Here is an 18,847-nt window from a genome sequence, read left to right as displayed (position 1 = left end):
CCGTCTCGGCGATGTGCATCGGGCCGACCAGGCTCCAGTCCTTGCGGTCGACCTGCGTCCCGAAGGCCGCGGCGCGCTCCTCGACGATGCCCCAGTGATAGGACAGCGCGTCGAAGCCCTCGACGATCAGCGTCGCCCCGATGGACAACAGCCCGATGCCGTGCTTGCCGGCCAGCCGCGCGCCGGTCGGCGAGGCGACCGCGGCGACCGCAAGCGGGATCCCGCCGTCCGAGTAGGGGGCCAGCTGCAACTTGGCGTCAAAGAGCTGATGCGTGGCCGTTTTCGCGCTCACGGTCTCCCCGGCCAGCAGCCGGACGACGATGTCGAGGTTGGTTTCCAGAAGCTCGCGCGTGTCAGTGGGGTTGAGCCCGATCATCGCGGAATCCGTCGGCAATGAGCCGGGTCCCATTCCGCCGATGATGCGCCCATGCGTGAGGTGATCGAGCAGCATCAACCGGTCGGCGACCCAAAGCGGGTTGTGATAGGCGAGCGAAATGACCCCGGTGCCAAAGCGAATGCGCTTGGCGCGTTCCGCGGCCGCGGCGATGAAGACTTCCGGGGAGCTGATGATCTCGCTGCCCGCCGAATGATGTTCGCCGATCCACGCCTCGTCGAAGCCGACGGCGTCGAGGTGTTCGACGAACTCCAGGTCGCGCTGCAGGGCCAGCGTCGGATTCGTGCCGGCCCGGTGGAACGGGGCGATGAAATATCCAAACCTGAGCTTGGCCATTGGGGTCCCCTTGCGGTCGAGTTGCGGAGAACCATAACTCAAGCCGCCCAAGGTTAGGTCAAAAGCACGACCCCAGATATTGCTCAGCCGGCGGGGCCAGATTCACATGACCCCACCGGCTTGGGAGCAAGTCTTCGCCGTAACCGGTGTATTAGTAGCCGCCGCAGATGTTGCCGACGCAACCGCCGCCGCCGCCCGGTCCGCCGCCGCCGCCACCGACACCTGGGATGCTGCCGCCCCCGCCGCCGGGACCGCCGCCGCCGGTCGGGCCGCCGGGAACGCCGCCACCGCCGCCGCCGGGACCGCCGCCGCCGGTCGGGCCGCCGGGCACCCCGCCGCCCCCGCCGCCCGGACCGCCGCCGCCAGTCGGGCCGCCCGGCGCCGTGGACGGCGCGGGCACCACGCTGGTCGTAGTAGTGGTGGTCGATGGCGTCGTGCTGCTGCTGCTCGGCCCCTTATTGCCGCCGCCACATCCGACTGCGAACACGAGCATTGCCGCGCCGCCGAACAGCGCTACGGCATTCCTAGCCCCAGATCTCATCACCAAATCCCCACTCTCCACTCGCGCCGCGGTAGCTGCGGTCCACTTCTCCGTACCCGGGCGCGCGGGTGCACAAACGAGTTGGAGCGCTGACGGTGGGGAACTTGGTCGGCTTAGCAGTCGAGGCCGGAAACGCAGGCGGTGAGAGTGGCGATGTGCACGCCGCTGCCGCCCGCGAGAGCGGTCGCGCCCGGGTGGGCCACGGTCGCGCTGGGCGCCGGGTGCGGCGTCGGCGACGACGCAGTGGCCGAGGGGCTGGCGCCGCCCAATCCGATGGTCGCAGCGAGGACGGCCGTGCCGCCGAACACCGCGATTGCCTTCTTAACCTGTGCCTTCATGGGTCCATCCTCTCCTCGCAGGATCGCTCGCTATGGCTAATCATACGCATGTGCAACTATTGCTACAAGGAAGAGTTTTCAAGGCGTATAACACTGCGTGGGGGTGCCCGGACAACAGGCTTCAGGCGGAGCCGGCCGAGTGGGCGGGCCGTCGCGAGGGTCAATGGGCGCGACGACGTGAGCCCGGCACAGGCCGCGACAAGATCAGCAAACGGTTCGCGACGTCACCCGTCGCGGACGCCTAGTCTTCCTACGCCTAGTCTTCCTTGGTGATCAGCCTGCGCAGCGCCACGCGGTCGGGCTTCAGCAGCTCCTCGATCCGCGGGTGGTTTACCTCGGCGACGATGATCTCGCCCACCTCCTGATTGACCTCGCTGAAGATGCCGTGCGACTTCATCTTTGAGGTCTGATACAGGTTGTCCTCGGTGGGCGTCACGTAGTACACCGCGTCGGCCTTGAAGCGGTGCACCAGCCAGAGGTGGATGAGGGTCATCAGGCGCTTTTGGCGCAGCTTCTCGGCGAACGTGTTCTGATCGCGCACCGTGAGGATGCTGCGGCCGTGGCGGTCCTTGATGGGATCGAAGACGACGTTGGCGAGCTGCTCGTCGCCGTTGCCGTGGATCCCCAGCACCAGTACGTCCGAGCCGGCGCGGCGTGGCCGCAGCTGCACGCGGAGCTTTTCCCCGAGCTGGTAGTGCTCGCTCCACAACGTCAGCCATTCCTCGAGCAGCTTCTTCGGCACTTCGGTCTGGACGAGGTGCTGGTGCTGGGTCGAGCCCTTGCCCATCGCCTTGGTGGTCGCGGTGCGTCCCGAGGACGCGGCCAGGGCGGCGTCGCTGCGCGGTCCGCCCACCAGGGTTTGCGGTGTGCGGTACGGCGATTCGACGAGGCGCATCTTGCGCTGCAAGCGCGCGAGCGCAAGCATGCCGTCCTGCCTCAGGGCGGTGGCGAACTCTTCGGCGGCGACGCCGTCGATCTGGTGCCCGCCGTAGGTGATGAAGTTGAAGACGAAGCCCATCTTCCCCAGCTCGACGGGGAACTGCTTCATCTCCTCGTCGGTCATTCCGGTGGTGTCCCAGTTGAACGACGGCGAGAGGTTGTACGCCAGCATCTGCTCGGGGAACTTGGCGTGGATGGCGTCGGCGAACTGCCGGGCGTCGGCGAGGTCGGCTGTCTTGGTCTCCATCCAGAGGATGTCGGCGAACGGCGCCGCGGCGAGCGACTTCGCGATCGCGTACGGAATGCCGCCGCGGATCTGGTAGTAGCCCTCCGGCGTCTTTGCCAGCTCGCAGTCCCATGGCGAGTCGACGCCCAATTCTTTGGCCTTCTCCTTGGCCTCGTAGAGCGACGCGTGCTCGGCGAACTGGCGCCACTCCTCGGGGCGCATGCTCTTGGGCTCCTCCTCCTCGCTCTCCCCGAACGCGAGGACCTCCGCCACGGCCTCGGCGTAGGTCATCAGCCCGGCGTCGTCCTCCCAGGCCGCGACGAACCGCGACTCGACCTGGTCGAAGAGGTCGTCGATCGATTGCTTGCCGTTCTCCCGCCAGGTGTTGACGGCATCGGAGATCACGCCCTGAATGCCTTGGCGCTCAAGCCACGCCGTGGCGTTGGCGTACTCGGCGTCGGACATGGCGTAGAGGAGGTGGCCGTTGAGTTCCTTGACTCCCAGCTCGTAGAAGCGCCGAACCAGCGCCAGGAAGCACGCCTTGTAGGACGGAATCTTCAGGTTGGTGGCACCGAGCAGGAACGGCTGGTCGCGCTCGTCGGCGCGGCTGTCGATCAGGTTGGCCGCCTCGGCGTCGGTGCGCGCGACGATGATGCCGGGCACCCGCATCACGTCGAGCTGGAAGCGGGCGGCGTTGAGGCGCTTGATCTGTTCGTCCGACGGCACCAGGACCTTGCCGCCCTGATGGCCGCACTTCTTGGTGCCCGGGCGCTGGTCCTCGATGTGGTAGCCGGGCACGCCGACCTCCACGAAGCGTCGGATCAGGTTGCGCACGTGCGGGTCACCGCCGTGGCCGGTGTCGGCGTCGGCGATGATGAAGGGCCGGTAGTCGTACTCCGGTGACGTGGCCCGCTGCTGTTCGCTCATGTTCCGGCGCAGGTACTGCTGATTGCGGTCGGCGGTGAGGAGCGCGCGCACCAGCACGGCCGCGTCGTCGGGCACCTGGCTCAACGGGTAACTGGCGAGGTCGGGTCCCGGGTCTTCGGTGGTGGAGCCCTTGGCCGAGGTCGCCCAGCCGCCGAGGTAGATCCCCTCGATGCCCATCCGCTTCATGCTGACCGCCTGGCCCGGCGAATACGGGCCGAACGTCGTGATGCTTTTCTTCGCCGCGAAGAGCTCGCGCAGCCGGTCGTAAAACGCCGCCGCCGCTTCCCGCGCCACCGTGTAGTCGGTCGCAATCGTGCCGCGCTGCTCCGCGACTTGGCGGGCCGTGTACAGGCGCGTGATCCGGGCAAAGCGCGAACTCTCGAAGTACCGCTGCGTAGCCTCGACGTCCTGCTCGAACGGCGTGCGGACCTCGGTGTCCGTTTCGATGATGGCCATGGGGTTTCGCTCCTCTTCAGCACGAATTCGCTGACCGTGAGTTTATCCCCGGACACGGCGGTTGAATCAGGGGTAAATAGTCCCGAGCCGCAACTGTGGCCGCGCCGTACTCCGGGCACACAATGCCCAGCAAAGCGCGTCGGCGATCGGTAGTCTCCCCACCGTGCAGACGAGCTTGCGCTTCGAGCGTTGGTACCTTCCCCTCGCGGCTGCGGTCGGGCTGGGCCCCCGCCACAGCGAAATCCGGTTGGACGCGGGCGTCCTGCACGTCAAGATGGGCTGGGCGTTCGAGGCCGACATCCCACTGGCCTCGATCACCAAGGCAGAACCCGCCAGCGAGCGCGTGTTCGCCTGGGGCGTGCACTACGCGGGAGGACGCTGGCTGGTCAACGGCTCGGGCAAGGGCCTGGTCGCATTGACGATCGAGCCCCCGGTACGGGCGAAGGTGTGGGTCCGGTCGGTGACACTGCGCTCGTTGTGGGTCAGCGTGACCGATCCGGACGCCCTGATCGCCGCCTGCACAACCGCCCGCGCCTAACCGGGTGCCGAGAGCGCGCGCTTCTTCAACCAATCCCGCTGCCGGCGGACGAACTTCGCGTCGACAGTCTTTCCGTGGCCCGGGACATAGACGGCGTGGGGCCCGCCGATCTCGAGCACCCGATCCAGGGTGTCCGGCCAGGCCGCCAGATCGGAGTCGGCGTCGATGTACGGGTCGGCGGATTCCTCGACCAGGTCACCGGTGAACAGCACGACCGGGTCGCCGCCACCGTCGCGGGCGGGCGCCACCACGACCAGGTCGGCCGATGTGTGGCCGCGCCCCGGGTGCGTCACCGTGACGGTGCGGTCGCCGAGGTTGATCGCGGCTTCGTATAGACCGCGCCGGGGTGGCTTTAGCGCCGAAATCGCGCGATCGACTTCGGCGGCATTCGCGCCGTAACTCAGCGCGTGTGCGCGAAGGTGACCGGTGCCCGACGTCAAATATTCGACAACCTCAGGCGTGCAGTGGATTTCGGCGTCACCGAATGCCGAGCAACCCAGGACATGGTCGAAGTGCTTGTGTGTGAGCACGACGTGGGTCACATCGCGCCCGGTGAGCCGTCGCGCGTCGGCGTGGATGGCGGCCGCCTCGGCGAGGGTGGTTCCGGTGTCGATGATCAGCGCTCCGCCGGCGCCCTGCACCAGCCCGACCGTCACGTCGCAGAACGCCAGCCGGCAGCGATGGACCGTGTCGGTCAGTCGTTCCCAGGCGAAGTGCACAAGAAGGACGGTAGCCCCGTCGGGGCCAGCGCGCGGGCGTGAGGCGCCCGGCACCGTGTGCGACCATCACCCGATGCGCGCAGTCGTCATCACCAAGCACGGCGACCCGTCGGTCCTGCGGGTCCAGGAGCGGCCGGACCCGCCGCCACCGGGCCCCGGGCAGTTGCGGGTCGCGGTGCGGGCGGCCGGGGTCAACTTCGCCGACCACCTGGCCCGGGTCGGCTTGTATCCGGACGCGCCGAAGCTGCCGGCGGTGGTCGGCTACGAGGTCGCCGGGATGGTCGAGGCCGTCGGCGACGGCGTCGACCCCGACCGGGTGGGCGAACGCGTGTTGGCGGGCACGCGATTTGGCGGCTACGCCGAGGTGGTCAACGTGGCGGTGAGCGATTCCGTCCCGCTGCCGGATACGTTGACTTTCGAACAGGGCGCCGCCGTCCCGGTGAACTACGCGACCGCCTGGGCGGCGTTGCATGGTTACGGGTCGCTGCGCGCCGGCGAGCGGGTGCTGGTGCACGCGGCGGCCGGCGGGGTGGGCATTGCGGCCGTCCAGTTCGCCAAGGCGGCCGGGGCCGAGGTGCACGGGACCGCGTCGCCCGCAAAGCACGCCAAGCTGATCGAGCTGGGCGTCGACCGGGCCATCGACTACCGCCGCGACGGCTGGTGGAAGGGCCTGGGCCCTTACGACCTGGTGCTCGACGCGCTCGGCGGCACGTCGCTGCGCCGGTCCTACGCGCTGCTCCGCCCGGGCGGAAGGCTTGTGGGCTATGGGATTTCGAACATGCAACACGGCGAGAAGCGCTCGCTGCGCGCCGCCGCGCCGCACGCCGTGGCGATGCTGCGCGGTTTCAACCTGCTCGACCAGCTCTCGGAGTCGAAGGCCGTGATCGGGATCAACATGCTGCGGCTGTGGGACGACCGCGGCACACTCGAGCCGTGGATCACTCCCCTGGCCAAGGCCCTCGACGACGGCACCATCGCTCCCGTCGTCCATGCCGCGGTCCCGTTCGCCCGGGCGCCGGAAGCGCACCGGATCCTGGCGGCCCGGGAGAACATCGGCAAGGTGGTGCTGGTGCCGTGAGTTTTAGCACCGCGACAATGGCTATCTAATCCGTCATGGCTATCACCGATTCCCGCGAAGTCGTCATCGACGCGACGCCCGACGAAATCATGGACGTGCTGTTCGACCTCGAGTCCTTGACCGAGTGGTCCTCGTTTCACAAGAAGGTCGAAATCCTGGAACGCGACGCCGACGGCCATCCGAGCAAATCGCGGCAAACGGTGAAAATCGTCGGCGTCAGCGACGAGCAGGTGCTCGACTACTCCGTTCACGACGACGGAGTGGGCTGGACGCTTCAGAGCTCCAAACAGCAGCGCGCGCAGGAGGGCCGCTACACCCTGACCCCCGACGGCGATTCCACCCGCGTGCGTTTCGATCTGACCGTGGACCTTGCCGCCCCGGTGCCGGGGTTCCTGGTCAAGCGGGGGGCCAAGGGCCTGATGGAAACCGCGACCGACGGCCTGCGCAAGCGCGTGCTCGAGGTCAAGGGCGGCAAGTAGGTTCGAAACGAGTCCTTCCCGACCGACCGTCGGCGAGCGACACTGTCCTGTATGGAATCGCTTCACCGCTTCGCGCCGGTCACCGCCGGGCTGGCGCTCCTCGTCACGCTCGCCGGCTGCGGCGGCCAGGGCGGCAGCCATTCGACGGCCCCGCAGACACCCAAGGTGACAACCCTCGGCCGGACGGTCGCCGAAGCGCCGGGAACCGGGCCGGTGACGATCAGCAGTCCCGCGTTCCCCGACGGCGCACCCATCCCCGCGCAATACACCTGCAAGGGAGCCAATGTCGCGCCGCCCTTGACGTGGTCGGCGCCGTTGGGCGGGGCGCTGGTGGTCGACGACCCGGACGCGCCGCGCGGACCCTACGTCCACTGGATCGTCGTCGGAATTCCGCCCGGTCCCGGAAGCACCGCGGACGGCCAGATCCCCGCCGGCGCCAGCAGCCTGCCGAACTCGGCCGGGCAGGCCGGCTACAGCGGGCCCTGCCCGCCCGCGGGCACCGGGGTGCACCACTACCGGTTCACCCTCTACCAGCTCCCCGCCACCTACCAGCTCCCCGCGGGACTGGCCGGTGCCCAAGCGGCGCAGGCGATTACCCAGGCCACAACCGGACACGGACAGGCACAGTTCACCGGAACCTTCGAAGGCTGATGACCCAAGCGGGGGCGCCATGCCGGCACAACCGACGTTAGATGTAACGCGGGCAATACAATTCGGCCAGCTCGTCGCCGCGATCTACGCGACATCGCCCGGCGACTTGACGAACAGGGCCGGGCAGGCCCTGAGCGCCGGCGGCGTCGACTACACCGTGGTCACGACGATCTACGCCAACGACCTGGCGACCGACATGAATCCGGCCCGCGCCGACGACGAGGTCTCCATCGGGCTCATCTGCCAGGAAAACAAGACCGGCAACGTGGCGATCGCGATCCGCGGCACCGAAGGGTGGCTGGAATGGATCCACGACGTCGAATTCGGTTTGGTGCCATGCCCTTTCCTGACGGGAGCAGGGCACACGGAGGACGGCTTCACCGACATGTACGAGTCGCTGCGCACCGGGGCCCAACCGGGTTCGCCAAAGGTGGTCGACGCGCTCGCGAATCTTTCGTTCCCGCAAGCCGTCGACTCCGTGACGATCTGCGGGCACAGCCTGGGCGGAGCCCTGGCGACGCTGCTGGCGCTCGATTTGGCGGCCAACACGACCTTCGCCGTTCCCGCCGTCTACACGTATGCCAGTCCGCGCACCGGGGATTCGCTGTTCGCCGCCACCTTCGACCAGGTGGTGAAGAACTCGTTTCGCATCGCGAACCGGTTGGACATCGTCACCGCCCTGCCTCCCACCGTCGATTACGAACACGTGCTCAATCCGACCTGGCTGAACCCGATCCGGTTGCTGCCGCTGCCACCGAAGGTTCTGGTCAAATACTCGGTGGGGTGCGAACATTCGCTCGCGACCTACCTGTACCTGCTGTCGCTGCAATCGGGCGGGCCGACCCTGAACCTGGAGCCCGCCTGCAAGCCCTCCTAGTCCGCCGGTGTCCGGGTGGCGAGCCGAATTAGCCCGCGGCGCAGCCGTTTGTCGCGCCTGCCGGCGGCCAGTTCGATCAGGGCGATCTCCGCGACCGCCGCGACGAGCAACGCCGCGACCGGTTCCGGGGACGCCCAGCCGAGCGCGACGAGATCGGGCACGATCTGCGCGGCCGCACTTTCGTTGCGGGCGGCCACCAAGTCGCTCAGCCCGGCCTCGGTGCGTGACTGCACGAGCAACGCCTTGGTGGCCGGCTCGGCCAGACAGCCGTCGAGGTAGGCGTTCATCCCCGCCTCGAGCCGCTCACGGCCGGGCGGCAGGTCGGCGCCGGCGGCGGCGATCGAGTCCTGCAGGTCGTCGTGGAACCGGGCGTGCAGTGCCCGCACGTATTCCGAACGGCTGGGCCAATGCTGATAGAAGCTGCCCTTCGCCATGCCGGCCTCGGCGACGATCGCGTTGACCGAGATCCGGGCCAGGTCGGCCGTTCCCAGCAGCCGCTGCCCCGCGTCCAACAGCGCATTGCGTCCCGGCTCAGGCGATCTCATCGCGCGGCCGCCCTGCGCTGGCTGCGGCGCGCCAGCATCTCGCCGTACTGCTCGCAGACGTGGATCACACCGGTGAGTTGATAGGTGATCCACCCCTTGTGGGTCGACGGGAGGTTCTTTTCGAACACCCGATGCCCGATGATCTGCAGGGCCCACCCGCCGACGAACATCGCGGCACCGACCCTCGGCTTGGCCCACACCAACGGGAGGCCGGCCGCGATGATCGGCGTGCCGATCAGGTGCGTTGTCCGTACCCCCCTCGAGGTGTGCTGGGTTCGGTAGTAGGCCATCTTGTCGGCGAACGGCGCTTCGGGCGGCGGGGCTGGCATCGCGGGTCCCTTCTTGTCACGGAGGTCTTCTCGTTATAGCGTAGGCGATGACCGACCAGTCGGTCAACAAGTCGGTCAACCTGGCGAGAGGAACCTCCATGGCGATTGTTCAAACCCGGGCGGGGCGCGTGGCCTACCACGAATCCGGCAGTGGCCCAACCGTTTTGCTGCTTCATGCCACGCTGCACGACCGACACGACTTCGACCCGATCGTCGAGACGCTTGCTCGCAACTACCGCACCATCGCGGTGGACTGGCCCGGGCACGGCGAGTCCGATCCGATCGAGTCCCCCATGGTGGCCAGCGCGCCGCTGTTCGCCGACGTGCTGGAGGACGTCGTCGAGGGCCTGGGCGTGTCGGGCGCCGTGTTCATCGGGAACTCGGTCGGCGGGTTTGCCGCCGCGCGGCTGGCGATCACTCACCCCGTGTGCGTCGCAGGTCTCGTCCTGGTCAACACGGGCGGCTTCGTGCCCTTGAATCCGGCGGTCCGCGGCTTCTGCCGCGTGCTCGGCACGCCGGCGCTGTTCCGGCGGGCCGCCCCGCTCTTCGTCCGCGGATACATGAAGGCCAAAACCGACGACGACCGGCGCATCGTCGAGCGCGCGACCGCGGTGGCGAAAACGCCCGAGGGCGTCCGCATCGGAGCGGCGCTGTGGCGCAGCTTCGCCACGCCCCAGCACGACCTGCGCGGCCGCGCGGGTGAGCTGTCCGTGCCGACGCTGATCGTGTGGGGCAAGAAGGACATCGCCATACCGCTGCGTGCGGGTCGCGCGACCCATGACGCCATCGCCGGGTCCCGGCTGGAGATCCTCGACACCGGTCACGTGGTATTTTCGTCGGACCCCGGCGGCTTTCTCGCCGTCGCCGAGCCGTTCCTGGAATCGGTCAGCCTGCGGAGGTGACCGGCGCGTGACCGTGCCGCGACACTGCGCCGGCTGCGACGACACGCCGAGAAACGTGACGCTCCTTTAAGTTTCGCGAACGGGAGGTCCCGATAACCCCTGCGCGCTCTCGACGGCCGCCTCGACGAAGCGGCGCAGCGCGGCGTTGCGGCCGCGCGGCAGAAACACCAGCGCCACCGGGCTCGGGGGTGCTCCCCGCAGCGGGATGAAGCGCACCCCGGGGTGGATGTTGCGCCGGACGGCGACGTCGGGGATCACGCCGAGGCCGCGATCGGCCGCGACGGATTCGATCCACTCGTCGAAATTCGCTGTCTCCACGATGGTTTCGGGCCCGGCGCCGGTGGCCCAGGACCACGGGCCGGTGGTGCCGCTGGTGGTGTTGACGACCAACGGCCACCGCGGCACCTCGGCCCAGTCCAATTCCGATCGGTCCGCCAGCGCCGAATGCACCGAGCACACCGCGACTCGAGCCTCGTTGAACAGGTGCACGACGCGCAGGCCCGCCGCCGCGAGCCGGCCGCGCACGACGGCGACGTCGACCTTTCGCTGCTGCACCGCGCCCAGCGCGTCGTCCGTGCGGACCAGCCCGACCGAGGTCCCGGTGGCGCGCTCGAAGCGGGCGAGGGTGTCCTGCGCCCACGGGTCGGGCAGCAACCAGCTGAACCCGAGGCGGATGACTGCCTGCTGCCGCACCGCGCCGAACCCGCGTTCCAGCTCCGCGAGGACGCGTTCGACATGGTCGAGGAACGTTCGGCCGGCCTGCGTCGTCTCGACGTGCCGCGAACTGCGGTCCAGCAGCGTCACCCCCAGTGCGTCCTCCAACTGTTGAATGGTGCGGCTCAGCGCCGGTTGGGTGATGCGGAGCTCGTCCGCGGCCTGCGTGAACGACTTGAGCCGCGCCACCGCCTCGAACACCCGGAGGTGGCGCAACTCGACCCGGCCGCCGTCCAAACCGCCCATGTCTGGCAAGCATAGATCGATTACATCGGGCATTTCACAGCGGCTTTCGGCGGGCCTAGCGTCGTAAGCAGACCGAGGACTAAAGGAGCCACAATGCCGCTGCTGTACATCGACCTCATCGAGGGCCGCACGCCGGAGGAGCTTCGGGCCCTCCTGGACGCCGTCCACGCCACCGTTGTCGAGGCGTTCGGGGTGCCGCCGCGCGACCGCTACCAGGTGGTGCACACGCATCCGGCCCACGAGATCGTCGCATGGGACACCGGTCTCGGCATCGCCCGCTCGGCGGGGCAAGTGATCGTGCACGTGGTGAGCCGGCGCCGCACGCGCGCGATGAAGGAGAAGTTCTACGAACTGCTGGTGACCAACCTGTCCGAGGGGTGCGGGGTCGACCCGGCCGACGTGATCGTCTCGATCACCGAAAACGGGGACGAGGACTGGTCTTTCGGATACGGACGGGCCCAGTTCCTCACCGGGGAGCTGGCATGACGCTCATCACCCGACTCACGGAATTTTTCGGCATCGAACACCCGATCCTGCTGGCTCCGATGGCGATGGTTTCGGGGGGCCGGCTGGCGGCGGCGGTGACGGCGGCCGGCGGGCTCGGCCTCATCGGCGGAGGCTACGGCGACGCGGCATGGCTGCAAACCGAATTCGACCGTGCCGCCGGGACGCGGGTGGGAGCCGGGTTCATCACCTGGAGGCTGGCCGGCAACCCCGGACTGCTCGACGAGGTGTTGGCGCGGCAACCGGCCACCATCATGCTGTCGTTCGGTGAACTTCGGCCGTTCGCCGACCGCATCCGCTCGGCCGGCGTGCCGCTCACCGTCCAAGTGCAGAACCTCGACCACGCGCGCGAGGCCCTCGACGCCGGCGCGGAAATCGTGGTGGCCCAGGGCAGCGAGGCCGGCGGGCACGGAATGACCGGCCGCTCCACCTTCACGCTGGTGCCCGACGTCGTCGACCTCGTCGCCGCGCGCTCGCCCGAAACTCTGGTGGTGGCAGCCGGCGGCGTCGCCGACGGCCGCGGCCTGGCCGCGGCGCTGGCGCTGGGCGCCGACGGTGCGCTCGTGGGCACCAGGTTCTGGGCATCCGCCGAAGCGCCGGTGTCTGCGCGGGCCCAGCAACGCGTCATCGGAGCGAGCGGCGATGAGACCGTCCGCACCCGGGTCTATGACCTTGTGCGGCAGCTGGATTGGCCCGCCGAATACACGGTCCGGGCGCTGGGCAACCCCTTCCTCGACACCTGGCACGGCCACGAGGAACAGCTCTCAGGTTCGCTCGCGGAGGCGGTCGAAGCCTTCCAAAGGGCAACGGCCGCAGAGGATTTCAACACCGCGGCCATCATCATCGGCGAGGCGGTCGGACTCGTCCGCGAAATCCGTCCCGCCGCGGAAATCGTCCGTGACATGGTCGGCGAGGCCGGCAAGATTCTCTGCGGTACTCAGTACAGGGGTGACCAGCTCGACGTGCGCAGCAGCCGGCTCTGCCACTGATCGCGGTACTTCAGGGCCTCGTACATATAGCTGCCCGGCGCGCGGTGCTCGGGCGGGGTCTCGGTAGTCAGCAGGTGCACGAGCGCCGCATAGTCGTTGGCGTCTTCAATCTTCTGCCACAGCATGGCTTCTCGCCGACGATAGCTCCCATGCGCGACCTGGAAGCACGCCTGGATGTCCAGGATGCGCATCCCGCGTGGGGCTTTGGAAAGCACCCGGTAGTAGATCTCGTCCCACATGCGGATGTAGTCGTCGAGCGGGGCGGAGGGCCAGCCGGTGTCCTCCATGAACAGGCTCAGCGGATGAGTCGCGCCATCGGTGGGCACGCTGGCCAGGTCGACCGTCTGCAGCGGTGACCAGGAGACGGGCAGCAGCATCTTGCCCGTGACCTCGTGGCGCAGCGTGTCCAGCTCGCGCATCCACGGCCGAAGGTCGCCGCTCTGGGCACGCCGGACCAGGCTCTCCCACGCCGCGCCGTCGCTGATTGCGGTGATGGTGACGACGTTGTAGGACAGCCCGGAGCCGTGGGCGTGGTTGGTGTACCAGAGCAGCCGGGCGTCGTCCCCCTTGGCCAGCATGGGCATCCAGCCGTCGCGGTAGGCCGCTTCGAATTCCTCCTGCCGAGAGCCGACCACCTTGTGGGTCTCGTGAAGAAACAGCACTAACACTCCCTGAGTTCAGGCACTAGCTCATGTCTCGTGCAAGATGAGCGCGGCGATCTGGCGGCGGCTGACCTTGCCGGTCGCGTTGTAAGGAATGCTGTCGACGATCGCCAGCCGCTCGGGCAGCTTGAAGTAGGCGATCAGCTCGCGGCAGTGCGACCGCAGCTCCTCGAGTGTCACTGGGGCGCAGGCAACTACGGCCGCCCCGACCCGCTGGCCGAGCTCGTCGTCGGCGACGCCGGCAACCGCGACGTCGCTCACCGCAGGATGGGAACGCAATGCCTCCTCGACTTCGACCGGGCCGAACTTCTCTCCCCCACGGTTGATCGTGTCACTCAGCCGGCCGCACGGGAAGATGTAGCCGTCGGCATCCCGCCGGGCGAGATCGCCGGTGTGCAGCCACCCTTCGGTGACGTTCTGCGTAGTGTTCACCCACAGTTCGCCGACCGTTCCCGGTGCGACGTCGTCGCCGGTGACGGGGTCCACCACTCGCACGTCGACCCCCGGCAGCGGCCGGCCCACCGAACCGGCCCGGGCCGGATCCCGGTGGTCTTGCGGCAGCAGGGTCGTGTAGGCCCCGAGCGTCTCGGTCTGGCCGAACACGTTGGCGAACGCGACGTGTGGCAGCGCGGCCATCGCCCTGCGCACCAACGCAATTGGCGCGGCGGCGGCCCCGTACGCGATGGCGACTAGGGACGACAGGTCGCTGGTCGCAAAGTCCGGGTGATCGAGGATGCGCTGCAGCATCGTCGGCACCATGAAGGTGGCCGTGACCCGGTGCCGCGCCACCAGCCGCAGCCACTCGCCGGCGTCGAAGCGCGGCTGCACCACCGACGTGTTGCCCGAGTACAGACTGCCGAGCGTGCCGAGCGAGCCGCCGACGTGAAAGAACGGGACACACATCAGGCCCACCGCAGGTGCGGCGTCCGCCCGGAACGGCGCGGCCATTCCCTTGATCCGCGCGGTGAGCTGCCGGGTGGAGATGCCGACGGCCTTGGGGAGTCCGGTCGTGCCGCTGGTGAACAGCACCAGCGCCTCCCCCTCGCCGGCGGGCGGGTCGGGCTCGGCGACGTCAGCCGCGACGTCGGCGGCCGTCAGGACGGTCGGTGCACCCGCTTCGCGCACCCGCTGCGCGTACTGCTCCCCTGCGACCGCGACGTCGGCGCAGCCGGCGTTTTTCAGAAGTCCCTGTAGCTCCGGCGGCGTCAGGGCGGGATTCATCAGCGCGGCCGCGGCGCCGAGGCGCGGCGCGGCGAGCACGGTCGCGATCGACATCAGGCTGCCGTTGTCGACGACCGCGACCCGCTCGCCGGCCGCCACGCCCCGGTCGGCCAGGGTGGCGGCGCACCGCCGAACCGTCGTGGCCAGTTCGCCGTAGCTGATGCTGCGCCCGTCGATGATCAGGGCAGCCCGGGCGGGATCGCCGATGGCGGCGGCCTCGTGGATCGTCCCGGTGTTCATCCGCGGTCCCTAATGCAGCGGCGACCAGGCGGAGGTTCGGAGCAACCGGCTGGTCCACTGGTCGCGCAGGTCCAGCGCGTCGTACATCCAGGTCCCGGGGGCGCGGTATTCGGCGGGGATGTGGGTGCGGAGCAGGTCGAGCAACGCTTCCGGTCTACTGATGCGCTGCATCAGGATCACCTCGCGGCGCACGTGGCTGCCGAGGGCGGGCTGAAACGAGGCGTGCATGCTCAGCATGGATGACGGTTGGTCGAGGCTCTTGGCGTAGACCTCGCCGCATCTGACGATGTACTCCTCGAACTTGTCCTCGTACGGCCACATGGTGTCCTCCATGTAGAGGCTCATCTCGTGCTCGCGCCCGTCGACCGGCACCTCCTCGAGGCGGACCTCCTGCAGTGGTGACCACGGGAGCGGCACCAGCAGCTTGGCGTCGACCTCGTGGCGGAGCTCGTCGAGGTGGCGCATCCACTCCTGGAGATCGCCCTTCTGGACCCGCTGGGTCAGACGCTCCCAGGCCGCGCCGTCGCGAACGGCGGTCACGGTGATCACCGTGTAGGCGGGTCCACTGCCGTGGGCCTGGTTCGTGTACCACAGCAACCGCGCGTCGTTCCCGGCGGCGAGCATTGGCATCCAGCCCGTTCGAAACGCGGCCTCGAAGTCATCTTCGCTGCGGCCACGGACCTTATGCACCTCGTGCATGAACAGCACGCACCGACCTCCAAATTCGGGACGCCCGCCCGATGAGCGCCCTCAATCAACGGACCGTAGCCAACCAGATTTTCGCGGCGGCGCCGGGTTGCCTATGCACGATCGCATGCGGGGGCCGACCTAGACAGCCCAGTTGAGAATCTGGTTTGCTCCACTAGGTAACGATCTTCCGCGGGCAGGAGTTCACGAATGGCCCGAGTCAATGTTCCGGATGGCCCGGGCGGCGAAGCCGCCATGATCTGGTCGCTACGACCGCAGCTCGGCTCCATGGTCGAGCGCATGATCCGGGGCGCATACCAGCAGAGCATGCTGCCGGCCGACGAGCGGGAGCTGGCCCGGATGCGAATCGCCCAGATCAACGACTGCGTCGCCTGCTCGGACTTCCGCGCCCAGTCGGTCCTGGACGCGGGGGTCGCCCCCGAGCTGTACGACAACGTCGCCGCCTACGCCAGCTACCCCGGCTACACCACGCGCCAGCGCCTGGCCATCGAATACGCGGAGCGCTTCGCCACCGACCACGCGTCGATGGGCGACGCGTTCTTCGGCCGGCTGCGGGAGTCATTCTCCGACGAGGAGATCCTCGATCTCACGCTGTGTGTCGCGGTGTTTCTCGGCCTGGGGCGTTCGCTGACCGTCCTGGGCGTCGACCAGTCCTGTGCCATCGACCTCTGACCCCGTCGGGAAGGACCCAATGGACCTCGCATCGGTCGACGAATTGCTGACCACCACACGGGCGGTGCGCAGACGCCTCGACCTGAACCGGCCGGTCGGACGCGAGGTGATCCTCGAGTGCATCCGGCTCGCCATGCAGGCCCCCACCGCCAGCAACGCGCAGGATTGGCGATGGCTGGTGATCACGGACGCCGACAAGCGCGCCGCGATCGGCGACATCTACCGCAGCGTCGGCGCCGAGTACCTCGCGTACGCGGCCAAGGAGGCTTCCGATCCCCAGACCCAGCGCGTGTACGCCGGCGCGCTGGCCCTGACCGACACGCTGGCCCGGGTCCCCGTGCACGTCATCCCCTGCCTGGATAACCGCATCGACAACTCGAACCTGCTGACCGCCGCGTCGGCCTGGGCGTCGATCATCCCGGCCGGCTGGAGCTTCCTGTTGGCCCTGCGGTCGCGTGGGCTGGGATCGGTGTGGACGACGATGCACCTGGCCAAGGAGCAACAAGTGGCCGAGCTGCTCGGCATCCCGCCGACGGCGACCCAGGCCGCGCTGTTCCCGGTCGCCTACACCATCGGCACCGACTTCCGGCCGGCCTCACGCCCACCCGCGGAGACCATCACTTATTGGAATAGCTGGGGAGCGAGCTGATGCAGTCCTACACCGTGCGATTCCACGTCGACGCGCCGCCGAAAAAGGTATGGCGGGTGCTTCACCCGCCGGCGCCGCCCGACGCGCCGCGGCCGCGAGTCCTCACCTGGCCCACCGGCAGCATGGAGATCCTCAACGAAGGCAACGAGGCCGGCGAGGGCCTGGTGCGCACCTGCGTCTTCCCGGTTCCCAAATACCTGCTGTCCGGCGGCAAGGGGCGGTCCTGGGAGAGCGTGACCGAGGCCGAGATCAACAAGCTGTCGCGCTACGTGGCGGTCGGCGCGCCGTTGTGGTCGCGCGCGGAGGGTTATCACGAACTCGAGGAGCAGCCCGACGGCACCACCGTGCTGACCTTCCACGAGACCTACCATGCCTACAACCCGGTGCTGCGCTTCTTCCTGGAGCGCCCTGTGCACGCGAGGATTTCCCGCGACAACCTCGAGGTGTACGAGCATGCGCTGGGCTACGCGGGGGAAGTGCGCCGGCTCACCTAAACTAATTCGCCTAAACTACTTCTCCTAAAGTACTTCTCCTACAACGTCTTTCGCGCGCGCGGGTCGCGCGTCCGAAACATGTCATACCCCTGGTGCATCGTGGCGGCAAGCACGATGAAAGGGGACATGCGATGTGCTGGAAGTGCGACAACCCGGGCGCCACCACCGAGGAGTACCTCGCCGAACTGCGCCAGACGATGCTCGAGAGCGGCTGGGCAGTGCAGTACGTGGAGAGCGATCGAATGCCGTTCGCGTACACGATCGGCCTGACCCGCTACGGGCTGCCCGAGCTCCTGGTCACGGGCGTCGCACCGCGCCGAGCGGCGCGGATGCTGAACACCCTCGGTCGGCGAGCGGTGAAGGGCGAGCGGCCGACCCCCGGCATGCGGATCGGCCTGCCCGCCGGACCTCTCGTCGAAATGGTCGAGGTCGAGCACCCCGACGTGTATCTGATTTTCGCGGGCGCAATTTTCGGCGACGAGATGACGGCGCTTCAGGTGGTGTGGGTGGACTCGCATGGTCGCTGGCCGTGGTCGCCGGCGTTCGACGATGGTCGAGGCACACAACCAGTGCTGGGCGCGCGGGTCGCAGCGGATGGCACGGACTCGTCACGATGAGGGGCGCCAATGTGCGCTAAAGCAAACCGCTCGTCCATCTAGCGAGCGAATCTCGTTCAACTCGAAGCCTTTTACGGCGCGGACCCGATGTTTGGTCCCGGTATTCGACTGCCGTTCAAAAAGGCTGACGCGATTTGTGAGAAAACCTGCCGCTTCCGAAAAAGGCGCCCTAGCGTTGGCTCCGCCGTGACAGTTCCGATCTCATCAGGTGCCGGACGCCAAGGGTTTCCCAGGCCTGAGGGAGGGAGTCAGAAGACATTGATCAACTCCAGAAAAGACTTCCACCTCGTCCAGACACCTTCGGCGGCGCGTTACGCGGAGCGCCTACGTGTGGCGGACCTACGTGTGACCCGCCCGCGCATCGCGGTGCTGTATTCGGTTGAACTGAATCCGCACGCGGACACCGAGACGCTCATCGGAGCGGTGCACGCCTGCCTGCCCGACGTGTCCCGGCAGGCCGTGTACGACATCCTGCATGCGCTGACGGACGCGGGGCTGTTGCGACGGGTTCAGCCGCCGGGCTCGGTTGCGCGCTACGAAACTCGAGTGGGCGACAACCACCATCACGTGGTCTGCCGAAGTTGCGGGGACATCGCGGACGTGGACTGCGCCGTCGGTGACACACTTTGCCTGACCCCTTCGGACGCCGGCGGCTTCCACCTGGACCAGACCGAGGTCATCTATTGGGGCCTGTGTCCCGACTGCTGGGCGTCGGACGGGTCGCGAGCCGACGATGCTCACCAGCCCGCGGCCGACGTCCCGGAGCAAGCGCCTTGCCCGAGCGACGACGGCCCGCCACCCCACGGCAACGGGATTCCGTTGCCGGCGCCGGCCGCGGCGGCTGCGGGATGGATTG

23 protein-coding genes and 1 pseudogene are annotated in these 18,847 nt (G+C 68.3%); 13 read left to right on the top strand and 11 right to left on the bottom strand.

The genetic code is table 11. The features are described 5' to 3' along the window. The 4 genes from A5712_RS10895 to aceA form a co-directional block, all read right to left on the bottom strand. The coding region (locus tag A5712_RS10895) for an LLM class flavin-dependent oxidoreductase (RefSeq protein WP_156766510.1) at positions 1-730 on the bottom strand (730 nt) is incomplete at its 3' end. 151 nt (positions 731-881) lie between these two features. Beyond that, positions 882-1,271 (bottom strand): hypothetical protein, encoded by a 390-nt coding sequence (locus A5712_RS31330; protein WP_068104342.1) that lies wholly within the window; start codon positions 1,269-1,271, stop codon positions 882-884. Between the two features lie 113 nt (positions 1,272-1,384). Continuing rightward, positions 1,385-1,609, bottom strand: coding sequence for a hypothetical protein (locus A5712_RS10885; RefSeq protein ID WP_068104340.1), 225 nt, complete (start codon positions 1,607-1,609; stop codon positions 1,385-1,387). Between the two features lie 256 nt (positions 1,610-1,865). Further along, a complete protein-coding gene (aceA, locus tag A5712_RS10880) occupies positions 1,866-4,157 on the bottom strand; it encodes an isocitrate lyase ICL2 (RefSeq protein WP_068104338.1) in 2,292 nt (763 codons plus the stop codon). Between the two features lie 163 nt (positions 4,158-4,320). Between aceA and A5712_RS10875 the strand changes: the two genes are divergently transcribed. Continuing rightward, on the top strand, positions 4,321-4,695 hold the full coding sequence (locus A5712_RS10875; protein WP_068104336.1) for a hypothetical protein: 375 nt from the start codon (positions 4,321-4,323) through the stop codon (positions 4,693-4,695). Here A5712_RS10875 and A5712_RS10870 read toward each other — a convergent pair. Then, on the bottom strand, positions 4,692-5,414 hold the full coding sequence (locus A5712_RS10870; protein WP_068104334.1) for an MBL fold metallo-hydrolase: 723 nt from the start codon (positions 5,412-5,414) through the stop codon (positions 4,692-4,694). The genes A5712_RS10875 and A5712_RS10870 overlap by 4 nt on opposite strands. Positions 5,415-5,487: 73 nt before the next feature. Between A5712_RS10870 and A5712_RS10865 the strand changes: the two genes are divergently transcribed. From A5712_RS10865 to A5712_RS10850, 4 genes are read left to right on the top strand one after another with little or no spacing between them, the layout of a single operon-like run. Continuing rightward, on the top strand, positions 5,488-6,492 hold the full coding sequence (locus A5712_RS10865) for a zinc-binding dehydrogenase (protein WP_068104332.1): 1,005 nt from the start codon (positions 5,488-5,490) through the stop codon (positions 6,490-6,492). A gap of 35 nt (positions 6,493-6,527) precedes the next feature. Continuing rightward, a complete protein-coding gene (locus A5712_RS10860) occupies positions 6,528-6,971 on the top strand; it encodes an SRPBCC family protein (RefSeq protein WP_068104330.1) in 444 nt (147 codons plus the stop codon). 51 nt (positions 6,972-7,022) lie between these two features. Further along, a complete protein-coding gene (locus A5712_RS10855; RefSeq protein ID WP_068104328.1) occupies positions 7,023-7,622 on the top strand; it encodes a YbhB/YbcL family Raf kinase inhibitor-like protein in 600 nt (199 codons plus the stop codon). A 19-nt stretch (positions 7,623-7,641) separates the two neighbouring features. After that, complete coding sequence (locus A5712_RS10850) at positions 7,642-8,499, top strand: hypothetical protein (protein ID WP_068104327.1); 858 nt, start codon at positions 7,642-7,644, stop codon at positions 8,497-8,499. On the opposite strand, the gene A5712_RS10845 is transcribed toward A5712_RS10850, so the two are convergent. Both A5712_RS10845 and A5712_RS10840 read right to left on the bottom strand, forming a co-directional pair. Further along, positions 8,496-9,044, bottom strand: coding sequence for a TetR/AcrR family transcriptional regulator (locus A5712_RS10845; protein ID WP_068104325.1), 549 nt, complete (start codon positions 9,042-9,044; stop codon positions 8,496-8,498). The two genes, A5712_RS10850 and A5712_RS10845, sit on opposite strands and share 4 nt — an antisense overlap. Continuing rightward, positions 9,041-9,373: a DUF962 domain-containing protein gene (locus A5712_RS10840; protein WP_068104324.1), complete on the bottom strand. Its 333-nt coding sequence runs from the start codon at positions 9,371-9,373 to the stop codon at positions 9,041-9,043. The genes A5712_RS10845 and A5712_RS10840 overlap by 4 nt, the downstream gene beginning before the upstream one ends. A 47-nt stretch (positions 9,374-9,420) precedes the next feature. Between A5712_RS10840 and A5712_RS10835 the strand changes: the two genes are divergently transcribed. Next, a complete protein-coding gene (locus A5712_RS10835) occupies positions 9,421-10,275 on the top strand; it encodes an alpha/beta fold hydrolase (protein WP_231982096.1) in 855 nt (284 codons plus the stop codon). 66 nt (positions 10,276-10,341) lie between these two features. On the opposite strand, the gene A5712_RS10830 is transcribed toward A5712_RS10835, so the two are convergent. Continuing rightward, positions 10,342-11,235 carry a LysR family transcriptional regulator gene (locus tag A5712_RS10830; RefSeq protein ID WP_068104322.1) on the bottom strand — a complete coding sequence of 298 codons (894 nt, stop codon included), beginning with the start codon at positions 11,233-11,235 and terminating at the stop codon, positions 10,342-10,344. A 93-nt stretch (positions 11,236-11,328) separates the two neighbouring features. On the opposite strand from A5712_RS10830, the gene A5712_RS10825 reads away from it, so the two are divergent. Continuing rightward, positions 11,329-11,721: a tautomerase family protein gene (locus A5712_RS10825; protein WP_068104320.1), complete on the top strand. Its 393-nt coding sequence runs from the start codon at positions 11,329-11,331 to the stop codon at positions 11,719-11,721. Then, on the top strand, positions 11,718-12,728 hold the full coding sequence (locus tag A5712_RS10820) for a nitronate monooxygenase family protein (RefSeq protein WP_068104318.1): 1,011 nt from the start codon (positions 11,718-11,720) through the stop codon (positions 12,726-12,728). The genes A5712_RS10825 and A5712_RS10820 overlap by 4 nt, the downstream gene beginning before the upstream one ends. Here the strand turns inward: A5712_RS10820 and A5712_RS10815 are convergent. Genes A5712_RS10815 through A5712_RS10805 form a run of 3 tightly spaced genes read right to left on the bottom strand, consistent with a single transcriptional unit; the run spans position 12,677 to position 15,550 of the window. After that, positions 12,677-13,390 (bottom strand): hypothetical protein, encoded by a 714-nt coding sequence (locus A5712_RS10815; RefSeq protein ID WP_068104316.1) that lies wholly within the window; start codon positions 13,388-13,390, stop codon positions 12,677-12,679. The two genes, A5712_RS10820 and A5712_RS10815, sit on opposite strands and share 52 nt — an antisense overlap. Positions 13,391-13,417: 27 nt before the next feature. Next, entirely contained in the window at positions 13,418-14,851 is a 1,434-nt protein-coding gene (locus tag A5712_RS10810; protein ID WP_068104314.1) for a class I adenylate-forming enzyme family protein, read from the bottom strand. 9 nt (positions 14,852-14,860) lie between these two features. Then, entirely contained in the window at positions 14,861-15,550 is a 690-nt protein-coding gene (locus tag A5712_RS10805; RefSeq protein WP_231982095.1) for a hypothetical protein, read from the bottom strand. Positions 15,551-15,748: 198 nt separating this feature from the next. Between A5712_RS10805 and A5712_RS10800 the strand changes: the two genes are divergently transcribed. The 5 genes and pseudogenes from A5712_RS10800 to A5712_RS31905 all read left to right on the top strand — a co-directional run. Then, complete coding sequence (locus A5712_RS10800; protein WP_068104311.1) at positions 15,749-16,231, top strand: carboxymuconolactone decarboxylase family protein; 483 nt, start codon at positions 15,749-15,751, stop codon at positions 16,229-16,231. A gap of 19 nt (positions 16,232-16,250) precedes the next feature. Beyond that, positions 16,251-16,880, top strand: coding sequence for a nitroreductase family protein (locus tag A5712_RS10795; RefSeq protein WP_068104309.1), 630 nt, complete (start codon positions 16,251-16,253; stop codon positions 16,878-16,880). Further along, positions 16,880-17,374, top strand: a complete 495-nt coding sequence (locus A5712_RS10790; RefSeq protein WP_068104307.1) for an SRPBCC family protein — start codon at positions 16,880-16,882, stop codon at positions 17,372-17,374. The genes A5712_RS10795 and A5712_RS10790 overlap by 1 nt, the downstream gene beginning before the upstream one ends. A 131-nt stretch (positions 17,375-17,505) precedes the next feature. Next, positions 17,506-17,991, top strand: a complete 486-nt coding sequence (locus A5712_RS10785; protein ID WP_068104305.1) for a DUF4262 domain-containing protein — start codon at positions 17,506-17,508, stop codon at positions 17,989-17,991. Between the two features lie 261 nt (positions 17,992-18,252). Then, positions 18,253-18,696 (top strand): annotated as a pseudogene (locus A5712_RS31905) (Fur family transcriptional regulator); the annotation flags it as partial. Positions 18,697-18,847: the final 151 nt, after the last annotated feature.

This window comes from Mycobacterium sp. E2327 (genome assembly GCF_001672675.1).
Classification (GTDB): domain Bacteria; phylum Actinomycetota; class Actinomycetes; order Mycobacteriales; family Mycobacteriaceae; genus Mycobacterium.
The sequence above is the reverse complement of the archived record's forward strand: the minus strand, read 5'-3'. Positions and strand labels throughout refer to the sequence as shown.

Excerpts from the sequence above, each read along its gene's own strand:
- A5712_RS31330 (WP_068104342.1), bottom strand. The coding sequence starts at position 1,271 with ATGAGATCTGGGGCTAGGAATGCCGTAGCGCTGTTCGGCGGCGCGGCA.
- A5712_RS10885 (WP_068104340.1), bottom strand. The coding sequence starts at position 1,609 with ATGAAGGCACAGGTTAAGAAGGCAATCGCGGTGTTCGGCGGCACGGCC.
- aceA (WP_068104338.1), bottom strand. The coding sequence starts at position 4,157 with ATGGCCATCATCGAAACGGACACCGAGGTCCGCACGCCGTTCGAGCAG.
- A5712_RS10865 (WP_068104332.1), top strand. The coding sequence starts at position 5,488 with ATGCGCGCAGTCGTCATCACCAAGCACGGCGACCCGTCGGTCCTGCGG.
- A5712_RS10860 (WP_068104330.1), top strand. The coding sequence starts at position 6,528 with ATGGCTATCACCGATTCCCGCGAAGTCGTCATCGACGCGACGCCCGAC.
- A5712_RS10855 (WP_068104328.1), top strand. The coding sequence starts at position 7,023 with ATGGAATCGCTTCACCGCTTCGCGCCGGTCACCGCCGGGCTGGCGCTC.
- A5712_RS10850 (WP_068104327.1), top strand. The coding sequence starts at position 7,642 with ATGCCGGCACAACCGACGTTAGATGTAACGCGGGCAATACAATTCGGC.
- A5712_RS10845 (WP_068104325.1), bottom strand. The coding sequence starts at position 9,044 with ATGAGATCGCCTGAGCCGGGACGCAATGCGCTGTTGGACGCGGGGCAG.
- A5712_RS10840 (WP_068104324.1), bottom strand. The coding sequence starts at position 9,373 with ATGCCAGCCCCGCCGCCCGAAGCGCCGTTCGCCGACAAGATGGCCTAC.
- A5712_RS10835 (WP_231982096.1), top strand. The coding sequence starts at position 9,421 with ATGACCGACCAGTCGGTCAACAAGTCGGTCAACCTGGCGAGAGGAACC.
- A5712_RS10830 (WP_068104322.1), bottom strand. The coding sequence starts at position 11,235 with ATGGGCGGTTTGGACGGCGGCCGGGTCGAGTTGCGCCACCTCCGGGTG.
- A5712_RS10825 (WP_068104320.1), top strand. The coding sequence starts at position 11,329 with ATGCCGCTGCTGTACATCGACCTCATCGAGGGCCGCACGCCGGAGGAG.
- A5712_RS10820 (WP_068104318.1), top strand. The coding sequence starts at position 11,718 with ATGACGCTCATCACCCGACTCACGGAATTTTTCGGCATCGAACACCCG.
- A5712_RS10810 (WP_068104314.1), bottom strand. The coding sequence starts at position 14,851 with ATGAACACCGGGACGATCCACGAGGCCGCCGCCATCGGCGATCCCGCC.
- A5712_RS10805 (WP_231982095.1), bottom strand. The coding sequence starts at position 15,550 with ATGCACGAGGTGCATAAGGTCCGTGGCCGCAGCGAAGATGACTTCGAG.
- A5712_RS10800 (WP_068104311.1), top strand. The coding sequence starts at position 15,749 with ATGGCCCGAGTCAATGTTCCGGATGGCCCGGGCGGCGAAGCCGCCATG.
- A5712_RS10795 (WP_068104309.1), top strand. The coding sequence starts at position 16,251 with ATGGACCTCGCATCGGTCGACGAATTGCTGACCACCACACGGGCGGTG.
- A5712_RS10790 (WP_068104307.1), top strand. The coding sequence starts at position 16,880 with ATGCAGTCCTACACCGTGCGATTCCACGTCGACGCGCCGCCGAAAAAG.
- A5712_RS10785 (WP_068104305.1), top strand. The coding sequence starts at position 17,506 with ATGTGCTGGAAGTGCGACAACCCGGGCGCCACCACCGAGGAGTACCTC.